Source organism: Paenibacillus nasutitermitis, assembly GCF_014641075.1.
GTDB lineage: Bacteria > Bacillota > Bacilli > Paenibacillales > Paenibacillaceae > Paenibacillus_Z > Paenibacillus_Z nasutitermitis.
Window position 1 is genome coordinate 1,609,338 of sequence record NZ_BMHP01000002.1, and the last position, 24,707, is coordinate 1,634,044.

General features: G+C 50.8%; 23 protein-coding genes and 1 pseudogene. 6 read left to right on the forward strand and 18 right to left on the reverse strand.

Features of this window, described 5'->3' with window-relative positions; translation table 11 throughout:
• Positions 1-104: 104 nt before the first annotated feature.
• The 3 genes from IEY46_RS17520 to IEY46_RS17530 all read left to right on the forward strand — a co-directional run bounded on the left by IEY46_RS17520 (position 105) and on the right by IEY46_RS17530 (position 2,836).
• Positions 105-722, forward strand: coding sequence for a C40 family peptidase (locus IEY46_RS17520; protein WP_188993228.1), 618 nt, complete (start codon positions 105-107; stop codon positions 720-722).
• A gap of 159 nt (positions 723-881) precedes the next feature.
• Positions 882-2,318: a SpoVR family protein gene (locus tag IEY46_RS17525; RefSeq protein WP_188993229.1), complete on the forward strand. Its 1,437-nt coding sequence runs from the start codon at positions 882-884 to the stop codon at positions 2,316-2,318.
• Positions 2,319-2,494: 176 nt separating this feature from the next.
• Positions 2,495-2,836, forward strand: coding sequence for a hypothetical protein (locus IEY46_RS17530; protein WP_188993230.1), 342 nt, complete (start codon positions 2,495-2,497; stop codon positions 2,834-2,836).
• A gap of 173 nt (positions 2,837-3,009) precedes the next feature.
• On the opposite strand, the gene IEY46_RS37055 is transcribed toward IEY46_RS17530, so the two are convergent.
• The 3 genes and pseudogenes from IEY46_RS37055 to IEY46_RS17540 all read right to left on the reverse strand — a co-directional run bounded on the left by IEY46_RS37055 (position 3,010) and on the right by IEY46_RS17540 (position 6,070).
• Positions 3,010-3,552: a methyl-accepting chemotaxis protein gene (locus tag IEY46_RS37055; protein WP_373288838.1), complete on the reverse strand. Its 543-nt coding sequence runs from the start codon at positions 3,550-3,552 to the stop codon at positions 3,010-3,012.
• Positions 3,553-4,011: pseudogene (locus tag IEY46_RS37060) on the reverse strand (protoglobin domain-containing protein); the annotation flags it as partial. It lies immediately after the preceding gene.
• A gap of 163 nt (positions 4,012-4,174) precedes the next feature.
• Positions 4,175-6,070, reverse strand: coding sequence for a PrkA family serine protein kinase (locus IEY46_RS17540; RefSeq protein WP_188993232.1), 1,896 nt, complete (start codon positions 6,068-6,070; stop codon positions 4,175-4,177).
• 445 nt (positions 6,071-6,515) lie between these two features.
• Between IEY46_RS17540 and IEY46_RS17545 the strand changes: the two genes are divergently transcribed.
• On the forward strand, positions 6,516-7,268 hold the full coding sequence (locus IEY46_RS17545) for a DUF2161 family putative PD-(D/E)XK-type phosphodiesterase (protein ID WP_188993233.1): 753 nt from the start codon (positions 6,516-6,518) through the stop codon (positions 7,266-7,268).
• Positions 7,261-7,596 carry a Rieske (2Fe-2S) protein gene (locus IEY46_RS17550; RefSeq protein WP_188993234.1) on the forward strand — a complete coding sequence of 112 codons (336 nt, stop codon included), beginning with the start codon at positions 7,261-7,263 and terminating at the stop codon, positions 7,594-7,596. Before IEY46_RS17545 ends, IEY46_RS17550 begins: the two co-directional genes overlap by 8 nt.
• A 61-nt stretch (positions 7,597-7,657) precedes the next feature.
• On the opposite strand, the gene IEY46_RS17555 is transcribed toward IEY46_RS17550, so the two are convergent.
• From IEY46_RS17555 to trmL, 3 genes are all read right to left on the reverse strand, one after another.
• Complete coding sequence (locus IEY46_RS17555) at positions 7,658-8,854, reverse strand: aminotransferase-like domain-containing protein (protein ID WP_188993979.1); 1,197 nt, start codon at positions 8,852-8,854, stop codon at positions 7,658-7,660.
• Positions 8,855-9,397: 543 nt separating this feature from the next.
• A complete protein-coding gene (locus IEY46_RS17560) occupies positions 9,398-9,646 on the reverse strand; it encodes an AbrB/MazE/SpoVT family DNA-binding domain-containing protein (RefSeq protein ID WP_188993235.1) in 249 nt (82 codons plus the stop codon).
• 171 nt (positions 9,647-9,817) lie between these two features.
• Positions 9,818-10,282 carry a tRNA (uridine(34)/cytosine(34)/5-carboxymethylaminomethyluridine(34)-2'-O)-methyltransferase TrmL gene (trmL, locus tag IEY46_RS17565; RefSeq protein WP_188993236.1) on the reverse strand — a complete coding sequence of 155 codons (465 nt, stop codon included), beginning with the start codon at positions 10,280-10,282 and terminating at the stop codon, positions 9,818-9,820.
• A gap of 137 nt (positions 10,283-10,419) precedes the next feature.
• Between trmL and IEY46_RS17570 the strand changes: the two genes are divergently transcribed.
• Positions 10,420-11,145 carry a response regulator gene (locus IEY46_RS17570; RefSeq protein WP_188993237.1) on the forward strand — a complete coding sequence of 242 codons (726 nt, stop codon included), beginning with the start codon at positions 10,420-10,422 and terminating at the stop codon, positions 11,143-11,145.
• Between the two features lie 100 nt (positions 11,146-11,245).
• Here IEY46_RS17570 and serC read toward each other — a convergent pair whose 3' ends face one another.
• From serC to liaF, 12 genes are all read right to left on the reverse strand, one after another.
• The gene (gene serC / locus IEY46_RS17575) at positions 11,246-12,334 is read right to left on the reverse strand and encodes a 3-phosphoserine/phosphohydroxythreonine transaminase (RefSeq protein WP_188993981.1); all 1,089 of its coding nucleotides are present in this window, start codon (positions 12,332-12,334) and stop codon (positions 11,246-11,248) included.
• 153 nt (positions 12,335-12,487) lie between these two features.
• Complete coding sequence (gene glnA, locus IEY46_RS17580) at positions 12,488-13,912, reverse strand: type I glutamate--ammonia ligase (protein ID WP_188993238.1); 1,425 nt, start codon at positions 13,910-13,912, stop codon at positions 12,488-12,490.
• 274 nt (positions 13,913-14,186) lie between these two features.
• Complete coding sequence (aroF, locus tag IEY46_RS17585) at positions 14,187-15,248, reverse strand: 3-deoxy-7-phosphoheptulonate synthase (protein WP_188993239.1); 1,062 nt, start codon at positions 15,246-15,248, stop codon at positions 14,187-14,189.
• 114 nt (positions 15,249-15,362) lie between these two features.
• Positions 15,363-15,899 (reverse strand): DUF2062 domain-containing protein, encoded by a 537-nt coding sequence (locus IEY46_RS17590; protein WP_188993240.1) that lies wholly within the window; start codon positions 15,897-15,899, stop codon positions 15,363-15,365.
• Positions 15,896-16,846, reverse strand: coding sequence for a 4-hydroxy-3-methylbut-2-enyl diphosphate reductase (locus IEY46_RS17595; protein WP_188993983.1), 951 nt, complete (start codon positions 16,844-16,846; stop codon positions 15,896-15,898). Before IEY46_RS17595 ends, IEY46_RS17590 begins: the two co-directional genes overlap by 4 nt.
• A 120-nt stretch (positions 16,847-16,966) precedes the next feature.
• On the reverse strand, positions 16,967-18,460 hold the full coding sequence (locus tag IEY46_RS17600; protein ID WP_188993241.1) for a sensor histidine kinase: 1,494 nt from the start codon (positions 18,458-18,460) through the stop codon (positions 16,967-16,969).
• 5 nt (positions 18,461-18,465) lie between these two features.
• On the reverse strand, positions 18,466-19,158 hold the full coding sequence (locus tag IEY46_RS17605; RefSeq protein WP_188993242.1) for a response regulator transcription factor: 693 nt from the start codon (positions 19,156-19,158) through the stop codon (positions 18,466-18,468).
• 180 nt (positions 19,159-19,338) lie between these two features.
• Positions 19,339-20,952, reverse strand: a complete 1,614-nt coding sequence (locus IEY46_RS17610; protein ID WP_188993243.1) for a S1C family serine protease — start codon at positions 20,950-20,952, stop codon at positions 19,339-19,341.
• Positions 20,953-21,129: 177 nt separating this feature from the next.
• Positions 21,130-21,558 carry a YugN family protein gene (locus IEY46_RS17615; RefSeq protein WP_188993244.1) on the reverse strand — a complete coding sequence of 143 codons (429 nt, stop codon included), beginning with the start codon at positions 21,556-21,558 and terminating at the stop codon, positions 21,130-21,132.
• 62 nt (positions 21,559-21,620) lie between these two features.
• Positions 21,621-22,286, reverse strand: coding sequence for a response regulator (locus tag IEY46_RS17620; RefSeq protein ID WP_229750342.1), 666 nt, complete (start codon positions 22,284-22,286; stop codon positions 21,621-21,623).
• Complete coding sequence (locus IEY46_RS17625; RefSeq protein WP_188993245.1) at positions 22,246-23,319, reverse strand: sensor histidine kinase; 1,074 nt, start codon at positions 23,317-23,319, stop codon at positions 22,246-22,248. Before IEY46_RS17625 ends, IEY46_RS17620 begins: the two co-directional genes overlap by 41 nt.
• Positions 23,320-23,327: 8 nt before the next feature.
• The gene (gene liaF, locus IEY46_RS17630; RefSeq protein ID WP_308422816.1) at positions 23,328-24,581 is read right to left on the reverse strand and encodes a cell wall-active antibiotics response protein LiaF; all 1,254 of its coding nucleotides are present in this window, start codon (positions 24,579-24,581) and stop codon (positions 23,328-23,330) included.
• Positions 24,582-24,707: the final 126 nt, after the last annotated feature.

Here is a 24,707-nt window from a genome sequence, read left to right on the forward strand (position 1 = left end):
AAATGCGGGCTTTTATTCCAAAACCAGGAAGGTATTTAAAATTTCCCTTACTTGGTTAAACTACTACCAGTCGATTGAACCCATTCCCTTATTGGAGGTTCTGCATGAATAGAATGACCGGTTTTCACCGTTCTTTGCGTATAGCGGGGAAAGCCGTCCTGACAGTGACTGCGGCCAGTCTTATGGCAGGTATGGTTGCAGATGTGCCTTGGATCCCCGGCCAAATTGCGCAAGCGGCTGAACCAATCGCTCCCGCTCCCATAGCAGAGGCCCGCCATAATCAGCGCAACGAAACCATTCACAACGACAGAAGAAGCGTACCCGCAACCATTAACTTAAAGCGCCGTTCCGATATCCGGCTGGCCATGGTGAAGGATGCCCACCGGTATCTGGAAACCCCTTATGTCTGGGGAGGCACCAAACCTTCCCCCGGGTTTGACTGCTCCGGTTTTGTATACTTTATGTTCAATAAATTCGGCATTTCACAAAAACGCACGACCGCTTCGAACTTGTACAGGCAAGGCTACACCATTCACAGATCGTCGCTTCGTCCGGGCGATCTGGTGTTCTTCAAAAGCCTGGCAACCGGACGCGTCAACCACGTCGGATTCTATATCGGAGACAATGCTTTTATTTCGGCGACGAGCTCGCGCGGTATTGATGTACAGCGTCTTGAGAGCACCTATTGGTCCCCGCGCTATGCGGGCGCGCGCAGGCTCTAAAGAAAATGGAGAACATGCCTTCTGGGGCTGTTCTCCATTTTCTCTTTATTCCGGCTCTTGCATAACACCGCACCCTCGCCCATATAGATAGTTATGAATCACATCTTTGAGTTAATTTGTTGCGCTCAAAAAAACTGACAGGCATGGGGGGAGTGACATTTGCGGCAGGACGAGATAAAAGCGCTGGAGAGAGCTATAGCAGAAATAACCGAGATCGCCCAAGGGTTCGGTCTCGACTTTTATCCGATGCGGTACGAGATTTGCCCGGCTGATATTATATATACCTTCGGCGCTTATGGAATGCCGACCCGCTTCAATCATTGGAGCTTCGGAAAATCTTTTCATCGGATGAAGACCCAGTATGATTTTGGACTGAGCAAAATTTATGAGCTGGTGATCAACTCCAACCCTTGCTATGCTTTTCTGCTTGACGGCAATTCGCTCATTCAGAATAAACTGATTGTGGCCCATGTGCTGGCCCACTGCGATTTCTTCAAAAACAATTCACGCTTCGGCGGCTCCAACCGCAATATGGTGGAAAGCATGTCCGCGACAGCCGATCGTGTCGGTCAATACGAAATGGAATTCGGCACGCCGGCCGTGGAGAAATTCATCGATGCGGTGCTCGCCATCCAGGAGCATGTCGATCCTACGCTGATCAAGCCTTACCAACTGGACAAAACAAGGTATATTGAGCTTCTGAACAAAGAGAAGCCTAATGCTTACAAGCCCCAATTCGGCTACGAGGATTTGTGGTCGCTCGATGACAAGGACGCCGCTATCGATGTCGAGCAGGACGGCCCGGAGACCAAACGGTTCCCGCCCAAGCCGGAGAAGGATATCCTCTGGTTTATAGAGGAGTACTCCCCGGCCCTGCAGGATTGGCAGCGCGACATCATGTCCATGCTGCGCGATGAGATGCTATATTTCTGGCCGCAAATCGAAACGAAAATCATGAACGAAGGCTGGGCTTCCTATTGGCATCAGCGCATTATCCGCGAGCTTGACTTGACCAGCGAGGAGACCATTGAATTTGCCCAGCTCAATTCTTCCGTCGTTCAGCCTTCCCGCAATAGCCTGAATCCTTATTATCTGGGGCTGAAAATTTTCGAGGATATCGAGAGGAGATGGGATTCCCCTACCCAGGAGGAGCAAGACCGCCAGGGACGCAAGCCGGGGTCGGGACGGGAGAAGATGTTCGAGGTGCGCGAGAATGATTCGGATATTTCGTTTCTCCGCAATTATTTGACCAAGAAGCTGGTCGGCGATCTGGATCTGTACGTGTTCGAGAAGAAGGGCGCGGAGTGGAAAATTACCGATAAAACCTGGGAAACCATCCGCGAGCAGCTGGTTTTCTCCCGTGTGAACGGGGGCTTCCCCAGCATTATTATTTCCGACGGGAACTTTAACAGGAGCGGCGAGCTTTATCTGAACCATCAATATGAAGGCGTGGAATTGGATCTGAAATACATTGAACGGACGCTTCCCCATGTCGTCCATTTATGGGGGAAATCCGCGCATTTGGAGACCATTGTCGAGGATAAACGGATTGTTTTCAGCTGCGACGGGAAGAAAACGAGCCGCAAATTTCTTTGAGTTGCAAGGGGATTGGATGCAATAAAATTCCTGCTAAATACGTTGAATTTTTCACCATATTTTCATATTCCAAGTGTTTCAACATACTCCCGTAAGGTTATGGTATACGTAAATAGGGGAGCATCACCCCGCTAGGTTGAAGAGGTTCGCTCCCCGGAACGAAGAGGTGAATAACCATGATGATTGTGCTTATTGTCGTTGGTATCGCGCTAATTTTGTTCCTGGCCGCTTTTTTTCTCAGATCCAACCGGTGGAAGACGATTATGTCCGCATCGGGCGATTCCACCAGTGAGTTGCAGGAAAAACATGCTTACTTGAACAACGAAGGGTTCCGGGTCAGACTGCGCACGGATGAAAGCCAGTCCAGCCCCGGCATGGCCAATGTAGGCGTTCAGGAAAGCGGATTTGGAAGAAGTCTCACGAAGCTTCAAGTCCATGAAGAGGATGTAAAAAAAGCCGCAGAAGCGCTGGATCGTTTTGAACGTGATCGTGTGCTCAGACAAACGCCGATCTTGTAGTCCAGATTTTCCGGGTTCAGGATCTAGCGTTTGGCGTGTACGGGTTTATCGAAGAAGGCCGCGAACCATAAGGTTCGCGGCCTTCTTTGACACCACTCCAGCTAAAGGCGCCTTTAACTTTGAACGTATATGCGAAACCTGTCCCTGTACTTGACCGTCCGGCAACCTCATTGCTAGGCTCTCAGCCGTTTCAGATCCTCTACTACCTTCTCAATGGTCTGGATGAAGGTTGAAAGCTCTTCCGATCTCTCGGCTTGTGCCGTAGCCTGCTGCGTCGTCTTATCGGACTCCTGCCGTACATCCACCATTTTGCGCCCGATCTCCTCAAGCCGGTCCTGAATGCTCTCCATCGCTTCCCTTGATGAGCCGGCAAGCTTGCGGACCTCATTGGCCACTACTTGAAAGCCCCGCCCATGTTCCCCGGCGCGCGCTGCTTCGATAGCGGCATTCAAACCCAGCAAATGGGTTTGATCGGCAATTTCCCGGATCAAGGTGCCCACCTCGCCGATATTGTTCATATCCTGCTGCAGATCGGTAAGCAGCTCGTTGGCATGATTTTGCGAGCCTGCCGTGGAGAGAGCCGATTGGGCAATGGATTGCGCGCTTGTATCAAGCTCGACAATCATCCCGGCCAGCTCCTGTACAGCCACCGCCACGGAGCTTAGGAGCAGTTCCTGTTTGTCCGCCAGCTGGACAAGCTGCTCTTTCTCCTGCATTTCATAAGCTTCCAGCACAAGCTGCGAATCGAAATTGAAGATTTTCGACAGGGAATGAATGATACGCTGCCATTGCTCCGGCAGTACGCGGCGGAAAACCTGCGTGGCCATATCCAGATAAATCATATAAGCTCCCAAATACCAGTGTGTGGTCAGTCCGATCCGGGAATGAACCGCCCCGATGCGGATACGATTCTCGATGAATGCTTCATCAATACGGCCATCTGTAAGCGACAACCAGTAGACCTGCATCGTTTGTTTTAAGCGGTCAATCGTGCTGAAGCGGTCAATGATGGTCCGCAGCTCGGATTCCTGTGTAATACGGTCATAGAAACGGTCAACAACCTCTGTTACAACCTTGGCGAAAATTTCCCGGTGCTGGGCCAGCAGAGCGAGGTCTTCTTCCTTGATCCCTGTGTAATCGAGCTGTCTGGCTCTTTTTTCCGATAGTGTAATCATGCGTCAGCCTTCTTTCCATATGTTGGACCTGTTCTTGATGTGAACCTCTCCCCCTATTATCGGCCGTTACGGGCCCAGTGTTTAATTTTTTTGGAATTCTCTCTTACCCAACAAAAAAAACCCGACGGTTCATCGTCGGGTTGTGCAATCTTGAGCAAGGGGACTAACGATTCAGCAGGCTGCCTACATAACGGAGCAGCTCATTGGCGCATACCGGGCAATAACCATGTTCGTCAATCAGCCGGGTGGTCACTTCATTAATGCGCTTGAGCTGGCGTTCATCCGGCGTTTTGGTCGAAGTGGTAATTTTCACGACATCTTTCAGGTCCGTGAACAGCTTTTTCTCAATCGCTTCACGGAGCCGGTCATGGCTGTTGTACTCAAATTTCTTGCCTTTGCGTGAATAGGAGGAAATACGGATTAAGATCTCTTCGCGGAACGCTTTCTTGGCATTCTCCGACACACCGATTTGCTCCTCAATGGAGCGCATCAGACGCTCGTCGGGATCCATTTCCTCACCGGTCAGCGGGTCTTTGATTTTGGTCCAGTTGCAGTACGATTCGATATTGTCGAGATAATTCTCGAACAAGGTATGCGCCGATTCCTCATAGGAATACACAAACGCCTTCTGGATTTCCTTCTTGGCCAGCATATCGTATTCTTTGCGGGCGATGGAAATAAAGTTCAGGAACCGCTCCCGCTCTTCTCTTGTAATGGAGGGATGATGATCCAGTCCGTCCTTCAGCGCCCGCAGCACATCAAGAGCATTAATGCATGCCAGATCCTGCTTGATCAGGGCACTGGATATGCGGTTGATGACATATCGGGGGTCAATCCCTGTCATGCCTTCTTCCATATACTCGCTCTGCATTTCCTTCAGGTCCGCTTCCTTGTAGCCTTCTACTTCTTCGCCGTCGTACATCCGCATTTTCTTCACAAGGTCCATCCCTTGCTTCTTTGTCTCTTTAAGACGGGTAAGTATCGAGAAAATCGCGGCGGCCCGCAATGAATGCGGGGCAATATGGATATGCTTCATATCGCTCTGGCCGATCAGCTTGCTGTAAATCTTCTCTTCCTCCGACACCCTCAGGTTATACGGCACCGGCATAACGATCATCCGCGATTGCAGCGCTTCGTTCTTCTTGTTGCTGATAAACGACCGGTACTCCGTTTCATTGGTATGCGCGATAATGAGCTCATCCGCCGAAATCAGGGCAAACCGGCCGGCTTTAAAATTACCTTCCTGGGTAAGCGACAGCAAATTCCAGAGAAATTTCTCGTCGCATTTGAGCATTTCCTGAAACTCCATAATGCCCCGGTTGGCTTTATTAAGCTCCCCGTCGAACCGGTAAGCTCTCGGATCGGATTCGGAGCCATATTCCGTGATGGTGGAGAAATCGATGCTGCCCGTAAGATCGGCAATATCCTGCGACTTGGGGTCCGAAGGACTGAATGTGCCGATACCGACCCGATTATCCTCTGAAATAAGTACGCGCTCTACGAGCACATTTTCGATATCGCCTTCAAAATCGGTGCGCAGCCGCATTTGACAGGATGGGCATAAATTGCCTTCAATTCGTACCCCCAGCTCCCGCTCTGCGTCGGCCCTCAGTTCATGCGGAATGAGATGCAGCGGATCTTCATGCATCGGGCAGCCTTTGATTGCATAAACGGCGCCACGGTCCGTTCGGGAAAACTGCTCCAGCCCCTTCTTAAGCATCGTTACGATCGTTGACTTTCCTCCGCTGACAGGTCCCATGAGCAGCAGAATCCGTTTACGGACATCCAGCCTCCTGGCCGCGGAATGAAAATATTCTTCAACCAATTGTTCTACAGAACGGTCCAGCCCGAAAATCTCCTGCTCGAAAAACTTGTATTTCTTTCGGCCGTCATCCTCCACCACCCCATATGATTCAATCATTTCGTAGACACGAGCATGCGCTGTCATAGCAGGTGCCGGATCCCGCTTAAGCAGCTCAATGTATTCCTTAAACGTTCCGGTCCATGCCAATTTCTCACTTTCCGCCTTGTACGCCGATATACGCTTCAAAATATCCATGCCGTACCTCCTCTCGTCCGTCCCGGGGTGCTGACTGCCATTTATTCGACCACGGGGTACCCATCTATACGTTGTTCCCACTGACCGGCTATTTGTTGAAGTGTACTACATTTCTATGCATCTGTACGGGGGAAGTTGCCCTCTATTTTAAACGAGTTTTCATCAACTTTCGTGTTCTTTCCCGTTCCATCTATAAAACCACCATTGGCATGTCAGGTTTTACGTCCGCCTTCGATTCATCCCCGCGGGCGTTCGTGATCACTCACACCCCTTTGGGCTTCATCGCGCAAAAAGCGGCACATCATTTCATAACGGCCAAAAAAGCAAAGATATTGTCGAAGGAGCGCCGATTTTCTACCTGTCCATGTTCAAAATTAAGGGCTGAAGGAGCCAGTCTGATATGATATAATCTCCAAAGACGCTTAGGGAAAGGAGCGCGCCTTGAATGGCAATCAAGCATGAAACCGAACTCTACCCTCCAGTCAAAGCCTTCTTTGAAGCCAGAGGCTTCGAAGTGAAAAGCGAGATCATGCACTGTGACCTTGTCGCCATCCATCCACTGAGCGGCGATACGATCCTTGTTGAAATGAAAAAAACCTTCACGCTGCCCCTTCTTCTGCAGGGCATTGATCGGCTGCGTCTAAATGGCCAGGTGATACTGGTCGTCGAACGCAATCGCAAAAAAAGCGGTTCCCATAACCAGCGCTTCGGCGATCTTTCCGAGCTCTGCCGAATGCTTGGTCTAGGCCTGATGACCGTTACTTTCTTCAAGACAAAAGCACCTGTATTGGAAGTCCTCTGCGAGCCCGGTGACCCTCCGCTTCGCGGCCAGCGCCGCACGCGGCAAACCCGCCTGCTCCATGAATTCCGGGAAAGAACCGGGGATTACAATACAGGCGGAAGCAGAGGCCGCAAACTTGTTACCGCTTACCGCGAGAAAGCCCTGCGTATTGCCTGGGCACTCAGCCAGCATGGCCAGCTGCCGCCGCGCATAGCCGCCGAATTGACCGCTGTGCGGCGAGCCAGCTATATCATGCAGAAGGATTATTACGGCTGGTTTGAACGGGTTGAGCGCGGCGTTTACCGTTTAAAGGAAGGCGGAACGGCGGCTCTCCTGGAATACGCTGAAGTGCTGGATGCCTGGCTGGCAAGTGAAAATCGGCAGAACCCTATCCAAGGAGGAGATAAGAATGAGTAACCAGTTGCCTGAAGCAAACGGATTCCGCATTATTGGCAAGGTTGAAGATTTTACCAGTTTCCCCGCATCCGTTACGATTGACCGTGACCCCTATTTTATTATACAAACGGCGTGCCAGGAAGATGCCCCCCAGGAGTATAAACTGGTATCCGCGATTTGTCCGCATGCCGGAGGTGTTGTCCGGCCTTGGGAGAATGAACTGATATGTCCGCTTCATTATTGGTCGTTTGATCCAGCAACGGGGCAATCCACCAATGTCCCCGGCGAGCAGCTTGACTGCCAGCCCATCCAGATCAGTGACGGCCAATTTATCATATCGGCCTCCTGACAAATCAAAAACAGCTCGTTCCTCTTTTTACGGGAACGAGCTGTTTTTATAAGGGCCTGTTTCACATCCGCGCTGTAAATTCGCCGAGCGCCTCCGACAAACGCGAGATGCCGAGCTCCATGCGTTCCCCATCGGTATACGTGAAGTTCAGTCTTGCCATATTCCGCTGCGGAGCAGCCGCATAGAAAGCTGCTCCCGGCACAAATGCAACACCCTTGGCAACTGCTGCACGCAGCAGCGCCTCCGTATCCAGTGCTTCAGGAAATTCCAGCCAAAGGAACATTCCGCCTCTGGGCGAAATCCATTGGACATCCGGCCAGTTCCGGCTGCCAAGAAGGGCTTCCATTTGCTTGAGGCGCGCTCCGTAAGCCTCTCCGATCTTGCGGATATGCGCATCCAGCGGAAAATGCCGCAGCAGTTGGTCAAGCGTCTGTTGATCGAGTGCGCTTGAATGCAGGTCGGCCGCCTGCTTCGCTTTTGCCAACATGCCCATCACACGGCGGTCTCCCATTGCCCAGCCCGTGCGAAGGGCGGGGGCAACGGTTTTGGAAAACGTACTGGTATACAAGACGCAGCTTCCGTCCGCTTTTCCCGCCAGAGAAAACAAGGTTGGAAACTGATCGGCGGCATTGAATTTTATTTCCCCATATGGGTCATCCTCAAGAATAGGAACGCCAAAATGGCTGCACAGGTCAAGCAAGCCTTGCCGCCGCTCCAGGCTCCAGGTCCGGCCCGTCGGATTGCCGAATGTCGGTACAACATAGACCATCTTTGGCTTATACTCGCGCATCAGGCGCTCGGTCTCAGCCATAATCATGCCATCCTTGTCGCTCGCTACCGGGATCACACGCAGGCCGCTCAGGCTGAATACCTGCAGGCTTGCGAGATAAGTCGGATTTTCCACCAGCACGACATCGCCGGGTTCCAACAGGACACGAACCAGCAGATCAATCGCCTGCTGCGATCCCGTTGTCAAAATCATCTGATCGGGCTCGACCTGCATGCCTTTGACTGCCATACGCCCGCAAAGCTGCTCACGCAGCGGCAGGAAGCCTTCTGTCAGGCCATACTGCAAGGAGGCTTTGCCGCCTTCAAAGACCCTTAGCGCGGCATCTCTGATGGCCTGCAGGGGAAATAACTCCTCAGCAGGCAGACCCCCAGCAAAGGAAATGATTTGTTTGCCTTGCGTCAGCTTTAAAATATCCCGGACCGCTGATGACTGCAGCCCTTGTATATGACTTGAAAACCGGAATTCCACTTGCTTTTCGCCCCCCATAATCGTCGATTTATATAGTTTACGCTCATTCAATGGGCGGAGCAACCAGATCCATCGAACAGGTCCAAAAAAAGGAGAAGACTTCATGCGTCTTGACAACTATCCTTTGGCGCTGCCGAAATGGTTGTAACAAGTTGTTCAAACTTTGCACATTTTCTTTTTGATCCGGGTTGGGTATAATAGAAGAAGCGTATTGGAGGTGTGCAGGATGACGATAAAGTTTCTGATCGTATTGGTTGTCTTTCTTTTGTTCCTGGTCGCCATTGTCACTTCGTCCTACAACGATGATAAGACGGAAGGCCTGTAAACCGAACAAGGCAAGCCAAGCGACATAAAAAAGGCATGTACAGAATACTTAGCCCGGCCTAAGTTTGAAAAAAAAGAAGCTTTCGGCAAATGATCCTCAGATGCCCAAAGCTTCTTTTTGTTGTTCCCGCCCGAGAAGAACAAGAACCTGCATTACGCAGGCTCGTATCAGAGCAATACACCTTTCGTACTTAAGGCGCGTTCGCGTGCCTAAAACTGCTAGCGGCGCAAACCGCTCATTTCGGTGATACATGCGGAGCACAGGTATCTTTCTTTAAATTCACGGACATCATCGATCGACCCGCAAAAAACGCAGCGGGGATGATAACGCTCTAAAATAATATGGTCACCCTGGACAAGAATTTCCACGGGATCTCCTTCATTCATTTGATATCTTTTGCGCAGCGATTTGGGCAGCACTATCCGGCCCAATTGATCAACTTTGCGCACTACACCTGCCGGTTTCAATGTCGTCACCTCTTCTGTAATGAATTATTAGCTTAAATAGAAATATACGCTTCTATAGCTTTCGTGAAATAGAATCGTTTTCCTCCCCATCTTCTTAATTTCTTAATATCCTGCAATTAATATTGAGTTTTATTTGTGAAAATAAGCCCATTTAATGGCAAATTAATTTTTTTATTCCAATCCTGGAAAGTCCAGCTGACGAAATGCTTCGTAAAGGACAATTGCAGCGGAATTCGACAAATTCAGCGAACGGACCTGATCTGTCATGGGAATCCTCATCCCCGTTTGCGGATAAGCATCCAAAATGGAAGACGGGAGCCCCTTGGTCTCTTTTCCGAATACAAAAAAATCCCCGTCCCGGAAGGCATATTCGGTATAACGCGTTTTGGTTCTTGTGCTGGCACAGAAGAACCTGGCCTCCGGGAACTGATCTGGCAGCTCAGTGAACGAATCATGGTAATGAACCTTTACTGCATGCCAATAATCCAGTCCTGCCCGTTTGAGCGTCTTGTCATCCGTGTTAAAGCCAAGCGGACGCACCAGATGCAGATGTGTCCCTGTCGCCGCGCAGGTTCTTGCAATATTCCCAGTATTTGCCGGTATTTCCGGTTCAACAAGCACGATATGAAATGCCATTTTTTGAACTTCCCCTTCCATCTGTCACATTTTTACCGTATCCCAAACATTTAACACAGGTTTTACGTTGCCTTAATCTTATGAGAAAAGTTGCTTGTCATAATGGAGCCATGCCGTAAGCAAAGGAGAACAGGACGATGAAGAAGAAAATTTTAGTCGTTGATGACGAACCTTCCATCTCCAAGTTGATCGAGTTTAATTTAAAATTGGCCGGCTATGAAGTTCGCTGCGTCCAGGACGGCGAAGCCGTTTTCGATTTATTAAAACCATTTCGTCCCGATCTTATCGTATTGGATCTGATGCTGCCCAAAATGGACGGAATCCAGGTTTGCCGGGAGCTTCGCAAGCAAAATAATGCGGTTCCCATCGTTATGCTTACCGCGCTGCAGGATGTGACTGACAAAATCACGGGTCTCGATAACGGCGCGGACGATTACATGACCAAACCTTTCTCTCCCCAGGAGCTTCTCTCCCGTATTCAGGCCGTCTTCAGGCGCACGCTCGTTCTTCCGGGAGCAAGCGAGAATGTGGTGCATGAGATCGGCCGGCTGACCGTGCTCACCGAGCAGCGCGAGGTGCATAAGGATGGCAAAAGCATTGACTTGACGCCCAAGGAATTCGAGCTGCTGCTATTCCTGTGCCGCCACCGGGGTAAGGTGCTCAGCCGCCAGCAGCTTCTCTACGGCGTGTGGGATTATCATTTTCTCGGTGATACGCGAATCGTTGACGTGCATGTCAGCCATCTTCGCGACAAAATCGAGAAAAATGCCCGGACCCCTGAGTATATTATGACCGTCCGCAATGTCGGCTACAAGCTGACCGGTCCGGCCGCCGCGGAAAACCTTCATCAGGCAGCAGACTGACACCTACACAATAATAGACCGCCCGCTTTTCGACAACATTCGAAGAGCGGGCGGTCTATTATATCGTGCTACGAATCTTCGGCCGGAATTTAGCTGCTTCTTATCCGTTGCGTTTCTGGAAATCGGCCATAAAGTCAGCCAGCGCCTTGCAGCTTTCCATCGGAACGGCATTGTATGTCGAAGCCCGCAGGCCGCCGACGCTGCGATGGCCTTTCAGACCAACGAATCCATGCGCCTCCGATTCTTTAACAAACTGCTTCTCCAGCTCCTCCGTATGAATCCGGAAGGTTATGTTCATGAGCGACCGGCTTCCCTGGTCGGCAAAGCCGCGGTAAAAGCCGCCGCTTTGGTCGATCGTGTCGTAGATCAGTCTGGTTTTGTCGCGGTTGATCTTCTCGATATCAGCAACCCCGCCTTTGGCCTTCACCCATTTAAGCATCAGTCCCGCCAGATAAACGGAAAACGAAGGCGGCGTATTATAGAGGGAATTGTTCTTGGCATGCGTCTCGTAACGCATCATGGTCGGAATGTTCTTCGGACTTGCTAAGACCATATCCTCGCGGGCGATCACGATCGTCACTCCCGACGGCCCCAGATTCTTCTGTGCCCCTGCATATATCATCCCGAACCGGCTTACATCCACCGGACGGCTCATAATATCGCTTGACATATCCCCGATGAGCGTCACATCGCCCGTGTCCGGAAAAGTCTGATATTGCGTACCCTCAATGGTTTCATTGGAGGTTACATGCAGATAAGCCGCGTTATCCGGCAGCTTGATAGCGGATAGGTCAGGAATCCGGTTGAACTTGTCCGCTTCCGAGCTTGCAGCCACCGCTGTCTCTCCGAACAGTTGGGCTTCCTTGATGGCCTTCTCCGACCAGCTTCCCGTCATCACATAAGCGCCGACCTTGCCGGCCGGCAGCAAATTCATCGGTACCATGGCAAACTGCGTGCTTGCACCGCCTTGCAGCAGCAGTATTTTGTAGGAATCCGGTATCCCCATTAATTCGCGAAGCAGGGATTGAACCTCGTTATGCACTTGCTCGTAGATCGGGCTGCGGTGCGACATTTCCATTATCGACATGCCCGAATCCAGGAAATTTATAAATTCTTCTTGCCCCTGCTGCAGAACTTCCAGCGGCAGCGCTGCAGGTCCAGCATTAAAATTATAAGCGCGTTTGGTCACTCTTACCCACTCCAGTCTTTTCACATTCATTAATGATATCAAGTTTGAAGAATTGCATCAAGTGCCTTTTCCGGCCTTAGGAAGACAAACGAACCCTCCGTGAATGGAGGGTTCGAAGGTCATAAATGACCATCATTATAAGTCCGAAAATGATTAACAGTCGAAGTATAGGCTGTACTCATGCGGATGAACGCGGATGTTTACGGCTTTCGCTTCCTGACGTTTGACCGCCACATAATTCTCAATGAAGTCTTTGGAGAATACGCCGCCTTCGGTCAGGAATTCGGAATCGGCTTCAAGAGCGTCAAGCGCTTCGTCAAGCGTACCCGGTACCGAACGGATTTCTTTCTTTTCTTCATCGGACAGCTCATAGATATTTTTGTCGAAAGGACCATAGCCCAGAGCGACCGGATCGATTTTACGTTTGATCCCATCCAGTCCCGCAAGCAGCAAAGCCGCAAAGCAGAGATAAGGATTAGCCGTGGAATCCGGGGTACGGAATTCAATGCGGCAGCCTTTAGGCGTTACAGCAGCTACCGGGATACGAATGGCCGCGGAACGGTTGCCTTTGGAGAAGACCAGATTGACAGGAGCCTCATATCCGGGAACAAGCCGTTTGAACGAGTTCGTCGACGGGTTGGACAAGGCAATCAATGCCGGGGCATGATGCAGAATCCCGCCAATGTAGTTCATAGCCATCGGGCTCATGTTGGCATATGCGCCTTTCTCATAGAAGAGCGGGGAATCGCCGTTGAAGATGGATTGATGGACATGCATCCCGCTTCCGTTGTCGCCGAACAGCGGTTTAGGCATAAATGTGGCGACTTTGCCGCTCATGCGGGCTACGTTATGCACGATATATTTATATTTCAGAAGGTTGTCAGCCGTCTTGGTCAGCGTGTCGAAGCGGAAGTTGATTTCTGCTTGGCCTGCCGTAGCCACCTCATGGTGATGACGCTCGACGCGAAGGCCGGTTTCCTGCATCAAACGAACCATTTCACTGCGGATATCCTGTTGGGAATCAACCGGAGCAACCGGAACATAACCGCCTTTAACGCCAACTTTAAAGCCCAGGTTGCCGCCTTCTTCCTTGCGGTTCGTATTCCATGCCGCTTCTTCGGAATCTACATAGAAGGAAGAAGTATTCATCGAGCTTTCATAGCGAACATCGTCGAAAATGAAGAATTCGGATTCAGGCGCGAAAAAAGCTGTCGTACCCACACCGGATTTTTTCAGAAATTCCTCCGCTTTGTGCGCGATGCTGCGGGGATCACGGTCGTAACGTTCGCCGTCAGGCGTATGAATATTACACATGATATTCAGCGTCTGGTGTTCCGTAAAAGGATCCACATAAGCGGTTTGGGTATCCGGCATCATCACCATATCGGATTCTTCAATACCGCGGAATCCCGGGATTGAAGAACCGTCGAATGCGACACCGTTCTCAAACGTTTCCTCTTCCACTTCAGTCGAAGGAAGCGTAATGTGATGAGCGCGACCCGAAAGATCAACAAAACGGAAATCGACAAACTGAATTTCATTTTCCTTAATCATGTTTAATACATTTTGTGCTGACATTTGAAAATTTCCTCCATTTCCGAACGTTTGCGTAGTATTGAACCTTGAATGTTCAATTTTTCACCGAAACCATGAAGTAATTATAAAATTAAGGCCAGCACCCGTCAATACTTATGTCAGGTATTTTTGATTCTATTGTCAGGTATCTTCACATTATCGAAATAAGGATACCTGACATGGAAGCCGGCTCAGCAAAAAAAAGCAGCAAAACCTTATATAGCAAGGCTTTGCTGCTTCCATATGTTTCCTCTAAGCAAGTGCTGACCGACCTTATTTATACTTTCCAGGTCGTGAAATAATCAGCCGGCTCCTTGGGGGTATCGAATTTTTTACCGACAAGATTCCCAAGCTGCTCCAGTTCTTTCAGAAGCTTGGCGAATTGGTCAGGGAACAAGGATTGGACTCCGTCACCCGTCATAGAGTTATCGGGATCCGTATGCATCTCGATAATAAGCCCGTTTGCACCTGCAGCCACGGAAGCCTTGGACATCGGCTCAACCAGCTCCCGCCTTCCCGTACCATGGCTCGGATCGGAGATGACCGGTAGATGGCTAAGCTGCTGCAGTACAGGAATTGCCGTCAAATCCAGCGTATTCCGGGTGTAGGATTCAAATGTGCGGATACCGCGCTCGCAAAGCATAACGTTCGGATTTCCGCCAGCCAGAATATATTCTGCCGCGTTAAGCAGCTCGTCGTAGGTGGCACTGAATCCGCGTTTGAGCAGAACCGGCGTCTTGATTGTCCCCAGCTTGCGCAGAAGATCGAAATTTTGCATATTTCGCGTTCCTATTTGAAGAATGTCCGCATATTCCGCGCAAACATCCACGTATTCGGGCGTCATGACCTCCGTAATGGTCAGCAGACCATGTTTGCGGCCGGCTTCCGCCATCATGGCAAGCCCTTCGACTCCGACGCCCTGGAAGCTGTAAGGCCCGGTCCGCGGTTTAAACGCTCCTCCCCGCAGCACCTGGCCACCGGCGGCCTTCACCAAGCGGGCGATTTCATCGATCTGTTCCGGCGTTTCCACCGCGCATGGACCACCCATAATAGCCAGATGCTCACCGCCGATTTTTACGCCTTTGATTTCGATGATTGTATCGTCCGGATGGAAATCCCGGCTTGCCAATTTATACGACTTCGATATTTTAATGACATTCTCAACGCCCTTCATTTGACGCAAATGCTCCGCCAGCGTTGGTTCTGCTGTGCCGATAATACCAATCACCGTACGGTCCACTCCGCGCGATACATGGGCCTGAACACCGGATTTCTCAATTTGCTCCACAATTTCGCTAATGCGCTCTTCGGTTACATGGCTGTTTGTTATAACGATCATAAGTCAGTCTCCCCTTTTCGCGCTTCAACGCGTGTGTGCTTTTAAGCTTTTATGCTTTTAATCGCTAAAGTAAATATACATAATATAACCGGTCTCGTCAAGAGACCGGTACTGTTAAATTTCCGATATTGGTTTGGATTCCAAATGGACCCGTTTCAATTTCCGTTTCTCCCGCCGCTTGTGGGCAAAATATGCCAGAGCCAGCTTGACCGGAAAATAAAAAATGAGGCCCAGCACAATACCGTCAATGATTCCGCCTACGATCAGCTTCAGGTTCATCAACAAGGCGTGATTGAGCCATTGCGGAAGAAATTGGATGTCGACTCTGATCCGGTTGGGCAGTACCCATCCTCCAACCATGTTGTTGACGAAAGCAACGGGAATAAAGATGATCTTGCCGACCACGAATCCAATCAAAGCCCCTGCGAAGCTGGCCCTGAGCCAATAAATGAGAGGAAAAATAAGAAAAAAAGCCAGGCCGTAAGTCGGCAGCGTGAACATTTCCACAGCCATCCCGATAGAAAAACCCAGAGCCACAAAGGAAGGCCCGCCCGGGGCTCTGAGAAGCTGCGTATATTTAAGCTTGAGCCAACGTTTTATTGAGCGCGGTTTTCTCGAAGCTTGTATGGGAGTTGCGCTCCTGCTGCTCATAAAGTAGACTTCGTTCGGAGTGTGGGCAGCAATTTGCCGATATTGACGGTTCGCCGCGGTTCCCAAGTCTCTTCATTGGCTTCATCAAACTGCTCCAGATACGAGATCACTTCTTTGGTGATCGGCGTAGGTGTGGATGCGCCGGAGGTTACTGCCACTCTGCTCTTGCCTTTAAGCCAGGAAGTATCGATCTCTGTAACATCGGATACGCGATACGCTTCCACCCCGGCAATTTCTTCGGAAACCTGCGCCAGACGGTTGGAGTTATTGCTCCGCGGATCGCCGACCACAATGCACAGCTCGGCTTGACCCGCCTGCTGCGCGACAGCTTCCTGTCTGACTTGAGTGGCCAGGCAGATTTCATTATGAATTTCCGCCGTCGGAAACTTCGCAAGCAGCTTGCTGATAATGTGTTTGATATCCCACTGCGACATCGTTGTCTGGTTGGTAATAATAATACGGTCTGTCGGTAGCTCAAGGAGATCGATCTCCGCTTCTTTCTCGATCAGGTGAACATGATCCGGAGCGATCCCGATGGCGCCCTCCGGTTCCGGATGCAGCTTCTTGCCAATATAAATAATTTCGTAACCCTGTTCGACCTTTTCTTTGATCAGGACATGGGTTCTGGTCACATCGGGACAGGTCGCATCAACAACCGTCAAGCCCCTGCTGCGGGCACGTTCCCTGACCTCGGGAGAAACGCCGTGCGCCGTGAAGATCACCGTTCCGCTCTGGATCTGCTCCAGAATCTCAAGGCGGTTGTCACCGTCAAGAGTAATAACTCCTTCACGTTCGAAAGCATCAGTCACATGACTGTTATGCACAATCATGCCCAAAATATATATGGGGCGCGGCAGTTCCAGGTTCTGAGCGGTTTTAAGCGCCAGGACCATAGCGTCAACAACGCCATAGCAGTAGCCCCTTGGTGAAATTTTGACAATTTCCAATCTGTACACCTGCCTTCATTCCTCATAAGTAAGAAGAAACATCTGTCGCTGCACATTCTTCTCGTGCATTCACCGGCGGCGCAACGCGTACGTCCTTCAAATAAACACGGCTTCCCTTCATTATACCTGAATAGGCCTGTCGAGGAAAGCAATTGGCAGCCATACAATAAAGGTCGTCCCTTCACCTACACGGGTAGACACCTCTACGGAGCCGCCATGTTCATCGATAATCCACTTGGCGATCGAAAGTCCCAGACCGGTACCGCTTGTTTGGCCGCGGGACTCATCTGCACGGTAGAAGCGCTCGAAGATATGAGGAATTTCCTTGTTATCCATCCCGATACCGGTATCCCGGATAATAACGCCTGCCTGATTGGATGCGCGGACCGCGCTGATCTCCACGTAACCTTCAGACGTATATTTGAAAGCATTCTCCACAAAAATAAAAAACAGCTGACGGAGAAAATCGGCATGACCGGCGACTTCAATGCCTTCAAGCGGCATCAGATTCCCGATCCGCCATTCGGCCGACCGCGGCAGGAGCTGGGCCCTGCGGGCCACATCCTCCACCAATGGCAGCAGCGGCTGAATGGTTTTTTCCATCTCATAGCCGGCATCTGCGCGGGCCAGCGCCAGCAGATCGTTCACGAGACTGGACATGCGCTTCGCTTCGCCGGCGATATCCTGCATCGCTTCGCGGCTTATGGTTAGCCGCTGGGTATCGCTTTGCAGACGGTTGAACTCATCCTCGTCAGCGGGAGCTCTTCCCTCAGCGGCAGCAAGCGCTGGAAGCCACATCCGCTCAAGCAGCTCAATATTGCCGCGGATCGTCGTAAGCGGCGTGCGCAGCTCATGAGAAGCGTCGGATACAAATCTGCGCTGCGCTTTATAAGCATCGTCAAGCACGTTGTACGTGGTCTCGAGCCGGCCTAACATATTATTCAAGGTATCCGTCAGCCGACCCATCTCATCATTGGGCCCTTCCCGTGGAATGCGGACGCTCAGATCCGAGCTGTGTTGAATTTTGTTACTCGCCTGGATCACATTTTCAATCGGCCGCAGCGCCTGCCTGGCCAGAAACAGCCCCACGGTAAAGGCGATCAGCAGAGCTGCGACAGAGGAGAAAACGAGTATTGTCCGCAGATTGTTCAGCAGAGATTCTTCGCGTCCGGAGTAAGCCGCCACCTGAAGGAGTCCAATTAACGAATTGTCAACATTGCTGTATAACGGCTGCTGGTAAACCAAAAACGGATTTCCAGAAACATTGATATTGTCGTAATATCCCCCTTTCCCTGTCATCTCTTCACTTTTTGGGAAAGGCAGCTTCATATTGATATACGATAAATTTGTGGTCTGTTGCAGATGATTGCTATTCTTATAGTTAATGAGCTGAATGTACAACTGATTATCCGTCAGCACACGTCCATTGAGATCCAAATCAGCCCCGTCAAAACTAATATTCCCCGCGAGCTTTGACGTCTGAGCATTTATCCGGTCTTTCATATCGCTATAAGCGTTATAATTGACAAAAAAGTATACCGCCACGCCAAATGCGATCAGCGTAGCCGCCAGCACCACGGAATACCACAGCGTCAGTCTTAACCGAATGGACATTCCGGTCAGCCTCCTTCTCCTCTGAGCACGTATCCGGTGCCCCGTACCGTTTGAATAAGCCGTTTGTCGGTCTTATCCTCGGTCTTCTGTCTAAGCATGGCAATATAGACTTCCAGCACATTGGATTCCCCGCTGTAATCATATCCCCATATTTTATCCATAATCGCATCGCGCGTCAGTACGCGCCGCGGATTCTGCATAAACAACAGCAGCAAATCAAACTCCTTTGCCGTCAGATCGATTCTTCGTCCCGACCGGATGGCCTCGCGCGAATCCAGATCCAGCGTCAAATCCTCATATTGCAGCCGACTCGAGGAATCCTCCAGCTTGTCAGACTTCCGGCGCAGCAGCGCTCTTACCCGGGCCAGCAGCTCCTCAAGCGCGAAGGGCTTGACCAGATAATCGTCCGCGCCGGTATCCAGCCCTTTCACACGGTCCTGAATATCATCCTTGGCGGTCAGCATCAGGATCGGTACAGTACTCCCGCCTTCCCGCACCCGGCGGCAAACCTCCCATCCATCGACCTGCGGCATCATCACATCCAGGATCAGCAGATTGGGATCGCTTGTCAGCATAATTTTCAGCCCTTCCAGGCCATTATTCGCGGTAACCACCTCATATCCCTCAAAGGCCAGGCTTCTGCGGAGCAGAGATGTAATTTTTTCATCGTCGTCAATTACCAGGATATGCGGTCTCATTGTATTCCCCCGTCATTTATAAGTGCTGGAACTGCCATAATTTGTTGTTCTCCAGAAGAAAGGCTAATAAGCTTATTATAGCGCAATTAATGTCAAACATTGAAGAAGGTCCGCTTTTTTTAACGATAAAAAGACGCAGAACAGCTTCTTGCACTGCCTGCGTCCTTGGTTACGGCTGATTTATTGCTGTCCCGAAAACTTGAACTCTTCCTTGTTGCCGATCGTAACTTTCAGATCCATGGCCTTGCCGTTGCGAATAATGTTCAACGTCGCTTCATCGCCTACCTTTTTCTTTTGAATCTGGGCAATCAATTCTTCGCGCGTTTTATATTTCGTGCCGTCAAGTCCAGTGATGACATCGTATTGTCTCAGATCGGCCTCATAAGCGGGCGACTTGTAATAAACATTGGAGACAATAGACCCTTCTTTACTGCCAAGACCCAGCTGCTGGGCGATGGAGTCCGTAATTTCCGCCAGCTCGGCTCCAATAAATGGAATCGGTGCTTTCGGAATCTCTTTATTGGATTTCAGCGTTTCCAGGTTCTCCTTGATCGTGCTAGTCGGTATTGCAAATCCGATCCCCTGTGCCTGTGAGCTTACTGCGGTGTTGATGCCCACGACTTCTCCGTTCAGATTAATAAGCGGTCCTCCCGAGTTGCCGGGATTAATGGATGCATCGGTTTGCAGCAGATGCTCGTAGTTGCGTGTGCCTTCCGCATCCTGGATGCTGATCGGACGCTCTTTGGCGCTGAGCACGCCTACGGTTACCGTGTGGTCAAAGCCATACGGGTTTCCGATTGCGACTACCCAGTCGCCGATATCGATTGTGCCGGAATCGCCGATGGGAAGCGTCGGGAAGTCTGTTCCCTCCACCTTCAGCACAGCCAGATCCAGATTATAATCGGAGCCCAGCTTTTTCGCTACGAGCGGCTCGGCATGGCCTTGAACCGTTACTTTAATTTGATCCGCGTCTCCAACAACATGCTGATTCGTCAGGATGTACCCGCTGGAGTCGAAGAAGAATCCCGTACCCATACCATTCGGTGTCAGATCGCCGCTCTTGCTGCCTGGATCGGTGCTGCCGCCTTGGCCATTATCCTGATTGCCGCCGAATTCATCTCCAAAGAATTGACGAAGGAAATCGTCATTGAGCGAACCGCGTCCTTGGGAAGCGCTCTGCTTCACGAACGTCTCGATTTTCACGACAGCCGGGCTTGCCGACTCGAAAATCTGCGCGATATTGTTGGGACGGACCACATCGGCTGCTGTGGACACCTTCCCGTCATCTCCGGTTTTATTCACGGCAGAGGACGCCTTATTCGATTCGGGCTGCGTCAGTGCAGCCTGCGCGCCTGTGAACCAGTTCTGATTATCGGCTGTGTACATTAAAGCTCCTACAGCAACTACACCAACCATGAACGATGCGAAAATCGCTTTAAATGATGTACGGCGCTTCTCTTTGACCTGCCAGCCTCCCCGTGTCGATTGAGCCGGAGCAAAAGGCCGTACCTGCTGAGGAGGGGTCATCTCAACTTGCTGGGTGTTCGGGCCCGAGGTCATGCTTCCGCTTCCGCTTTGGTCCATTACGGCTTCTTGCGATGGATCCGCGTCCGTGGATTTAAACGGACCATACGAATAATAATAGGAAGATGACTTGGAATCTGCCTGCTGCTCGGGTGCGTCTGTTTCATGAGCCTGAGCAGGGCCATTGTCATTTTGCTGCTGCGTGTTGTCCTCATCCTTGCGCGAATCAAAGAAATCGTCAAAGGAATTCTTCTTGTTCTGATCGTCCATGTATATCTCCTCCTAAGTATAATGGTTTCCCATGATAGCTGTAACCGTTTTACCTCGTTTGTTGTCTTAAGTCTATTTTGCACAATCTACCTTAAATCAAACTTAAAAATCATATAAAAGGAAATAAAAATACCGGATCGCCTATTGTATACATAGACATTCCGGCATTTTTATAATCTAGTTTGGCGGATTTGTGCCCGCAAACAACTGTTCAACCTCGCCCAGCACATGCCTGGCTTTCTCTACGTAACGGGGTTCGATTTCCGCATCCGGATCAACCGGCTCCTGAAACTGGTTAATTAAACCGCCCATCACCCGCACTTCAGTATCTTCATCAAGCCCTTCATTGTATACATGCTTGAGCACAAAGGGCCTGCCCATTCTAATCAGTGCATGATGGTCATCCGATTCGCTGTCCACAGTCCCGGTGATCACCTGGAACGGAAGACGAAGCCATACTTTATGGGCCTCATCGAGAAAACGGTCAAAAGAGCCACCCTCGTAGCTCCAGCCTCCGCCAAGGGCGAATTCATGCCCCTCCAGCACATTTTTCATATGGGTAAACTCATGTTCAAGGGATTCCAGATTGGATGAAAGTGGGATCATAAGGTTCGCATTCTCCTTTATTGTGAAGGTAATGCCCTTACAATGCCCACAGCTCTCCTCTTTTATCCCGTTTTCACCCAGCCTTTGCGATGCGCAAGCACGGCCAGCTGTGTCCGGTCCTCCAAATCGCATTTCATCAGAAGATTGCTGACATGGGTTTTGACCGTTTTAATGCTGATATGGAGCTCGTCTGCAATCTCTTTATTGGCGCGCCCTTCCGCGATCAGAAGCAGAACCTCCTTCTCGCGTTCCGTTAAGCCTTCGTCGTCTCCTTGCGTTGTCCGCTGGCGCAGTCCCCGGGTCAATGCTTGGGATACATCCGCCGTCATGACCGGCATTCCCTTCACCGCTCCGCTGATGGCATAGATAAGCTCTTCGGCCGACACCGTTTTGAGCACATAGCTGACTGCCCCCGCCTCAACTGCGGCAACCACCTTCTCATCTTCCAGAAAGCTCGTCAGCATCACGATTTTCATCTCGGGAAATTCTTTCATAATCGCTCCCGTTGTTTCCACGCCATCCATGATGGGCATCATCAGATCCATCAGAATCAGTTCCGGCCGCATCTCTGCGCTTCCACCGCGGAGCAGCGCAAGCGCCTCCGCTCCGTTAGCCGCCTCGGCAACAACATCAAACTTGGGCTCCAACATTAAATAAGTACGAAGACCTGCCCGCACCATGTCATGATCATCCACGATCATGATTTTCCACTGCTTCATCCCGCTCATCCTGACCCGCTCCTTTGTTAATGTAATTCGGGAGCGTTACGCGCACCCTTGTTCCACTTCCCGGCTTGCTAATAATCGAAGTATCTCCCCCAAGCTTGTTGGATCGCTCACGCATCGTCGAAAGGCCGTAAGATCCCCGCTTGACCATATCGGCGCGGAAGCCCACACCGTCATCCTGCAGGGTCATCACAATTTGCCGCTCCGTTTCGGCCAAAGTCAGAAACGCGGTCTGCGCGCCGGCATGCTTGACGATATTGGCCATTGCTTCCTGGATGATCAGAAACAATTGATGTTCCTTGGCTTCCGAGAGCTTCTCTTTAATCCGCCATTCCAACACGCCTTGCAGACCATTCTGGCGGCAATAATCAGGGAACCATTTATCAAGCGCCTGTTGTAGCGACCGGCCTTCAAGCTCCATAGGCCGAAGCTGCGCAATAAAGCCTCTCATTTGCTTTTGGGCCAAAGACGACATCGAGATAAGCTGCTCCATGACGGAAACAGCGCGCTCGTGGTTAATTTCCAGCAGCTTGGGAAGGGAAGAGGCCGACATATGAATGGCAAACAGCTGCTGGCTGACGGTATCATGCAAATCACGGGCCAGACGCTTGCGCTCCTCCAGCACGGCCGCTTCATTGGAAGCCGCCTCGCGCATGACCTGGTCCTCGCCTGTCCGCTGGATCAGCTGCGTGCGCTGGTCAAGGGCTTCAAGCATATCGTTGAATTCCCGGAAAACCGCTGTAAAATTGCGGGCTCCTTCCTCCGGCAGCCTTGCTGAATAGTTGCCGTGCGAAGCTTGCTTAAGACCGAGATGAAGCATATCCATCCGCCGCTGAATCCGCTGCGCCGCCCAGTAGCCGAAGCCTGCGCTGATAAGCAGGAAAAGGGCCGTGATGCCAATCCACAAGTCATTGTTATTGACTTCCGGATTGGCAATTCGGGTCCCTATATTCCACAGCAGCACAGATACCGAGGATGCTGCCGCAAACATCAGAATCATGTCCCATTTGCTGTTTCGAAACAATCTCACCATCATGAGCAGTATCAACCTACCTTCGTCACGCGAACATCACCGATAAAGGTGCTCACGACCAGCTTGATTTTTTTGTCCGTCTCCTGGAAATAAGCGGTTTTTACATTCATATTCTTGAACACGCCGCCTTCTTTGCGGTCAAGAACGGCAACATCCCCGATAAAAGCGCTGGAGACCACGTTGCAGCCCACTTCCAGATCATTAGGCAGAAATACTTTTACATCGCCGATAAAAGAAGAAATATTGATTTTCGTTTCGCCGTAAGGGATTTGCGCTTTTGTCAAATCCAGTACCGTATCTCCGATAAAATGCGAGATATTCATCGGTTTCAATTCCCAGTAATCATGGCCGACGTAGATGTCTCCGATAAACCCGGAGCGCGTCTGGGCGTCCGGATCCTGGTTCCACCATTCCACCCGGTCATGGCGCTCACTGTCCCGTCCATGATGTCGGTGGGCCCGATGGGCCCGGTGCTCCATCCGCTCGCGCAGCCGTTCCGCTTTCCTGGCCCACTTTTCCATCTTTTCATTATAATACTGTCTTTCGAACGCGTTTTTGGGTTCGGCATAAGCCTGTCCCGAGTTATCGGGGCGCTCCGCTTCCGTCCCCAGTGGCTCAGCATCAGTCTGAAGCGGCGGAGAAACGGGCTCTTTCTTCAGATTGATCTTCGAATCCAGTCCAACTTTTTGGGTTGGGTCCGGATGAAGCGGAGGAGCAGGCGGCACCGGCTGGTCGGTGGGCGGGTAATTATAAGCTTTCCAGTCATCCGGCGGCGTAGGCTCATTCTTCTGCTTCGGTTTCATAATCATCCGGATCCCGAATATGATAATGATGAAAGGCAGCGCGCTTCGAACCAAGTCGCCGACCGACCAGTCAAACAGATTAAGATTCCGGCCAAGAAATACAAAACCGATCGCAATCAGTACGAAACCGCCCCAGAGCGAACTACCCCCGCGTTCCCGCTTCTTGAGCAGCTCCTGAAAGCCGGACAGCAGCAGCAGAACAGGCCAGAAAACCCGAATGACATCGCTTATGCTAAAATCCAGGAAACCTCCCTGTCTCAACAATAAGCTGATTCCTATGATCACGATGAAAAGCCCCCACATGACCCTTGTTAAAAATTGTCCATTCATGAGCACGATCAGCTCCAATCGTTGTTCTTTAAGTTTGTAATCCCAGTATACCGTATGAATTATAACGCATAAAGGGTCTCCCGGTTGAACCTGGTCTACGACCTGAGACCGAGAGAGAAATCCATCGGTCATCTCTTTGCAGGACTGGCTTTTTTCCTGTCGGGCAGGACCAACGGAAGGGACGCGGGTTGGGGACAACAAAAAAGAGGAGCCTTATCGGCTCCCCCATCACAATTTTATTAGAAACAGCCTTACTTC

Coding starts and splice junctions, on each gene's coding strand:
- aroF (WP_188993239.1), bottom strand. CDS start 15,248: ATGATCGTTATAACAAACAGCCATGTAACCGAAGAGCGCATTAGCGAA.
- IEY46_RS17545 (WP_188993233.1), top strand. CDS start 6,516: ATGGCAATCAAGCATGAAACCGAACTCTACCCTCCAGTCAAAGCCTTC.
- IEY46_RS17540 (WP_188993232.1), bottom strand. CDS start 6,070: ATGGATATTTTGAAGCGTATATCGGCGTACAAGGCGGAAAGTGAGAAA.
- IEY46_RS17520 (WP_188993228.1), top strand. CDS start 105: ATGAATAGAATGACCGGTTTTCACCGTTCTTTGCGTATAGCGGGGAAA.
- IEY46_RS17620 (WP_229750342.1), bottom strand. CDS start 22,286: ATGAGCGGGATGAAGCAGTGGAAAATCATGATCGTGGATGATCATGAC.
- IEY46_RS17600 (WP_188993241.1), bottom strand. CDS start 18,460: ATGTCCATTCGGTTAAGACTGACGCTGTGGTATTCCGTGGTGCTGGCG.
- IEY46_RS17625 (WP_188993245.1), bottom strand. CDS start 23,319: ATGATGGTGAGATTGTTTCGAAACAGCAAATGGGACATGATTCTGATG.
- IEY46_RS17610 (WP_188993243.1), bottom strand. CDS start 20,952: ATGGACGATCAGAACAAGAAGAATTCCTTTGACGATTTCTTTGATTCG.
- IEY46_RS17590 (WP_188993240.1), bottom strand. CDS start 15,899: ATGAGCAGCAGGAGCGCAACTCCCATACAAGCTTCGAGAAAACCGCGC.
- trmL (WP_188993236.1), bottom strand. CDS start 10,282: ATGGCATTTCATATCGTGCTTGTTGAACCGGAAATACCGGCAAATACT.
- IEY46_RS17605 (WP_188993242.1), bottom strand. CDS start 19,158: ATGAGACCGCATATCCTGGTAATTGACGACGATGAAAAAATTACATCT.
- glnA (WP_188993238.1), bottom strand. CDS start 13,912: ATGTCAGCACAAAATGTATTAAACATGATTAAGGAAAATGAAATTCAG.
- IEY46_RS17550 (WP_188993234.1), top strand. CDS start 7,261: ATGAGTAACCAGTTGCCTGAAGCAAACGGATTCCGCATTATTGGCAAG.
- IEY46_RS17530 (WP_188993230.1), top strand. CDS start 2,495: ATGATGATTGTGCTTATTGTCGTTGGTATCGCGCTAATTTTGTTCCTG.
- IEY46_RS17615 (WP_188993244.1), bottom strand. CDS start 21,558: ATGATCCCACTTTCATCCAATCTGGAATCCCTTGAACATGAGTTTACC.
- IEY46_RS17570 (WP_188993237.1), top strand. CDS start 10,420: ATGAAGAAGAAAATTTTAGTCGTTGATGACGAACCTTCCATCTCCAAG.
- IEY46_RS37055 (WP_373288838.1), bottom strand. CDS start 3,552: ATGCAGGAGAAAGAGCAGCTTGTCCAGCTGGCGGACAAACAGGAACTG.
- liaF (WP_308422816.1), bottom strand. CDS start 24,581: ATGACCGATGGATTTCTCTCTCGGTCTCAGGTCGTAGACCAGGTTCAA.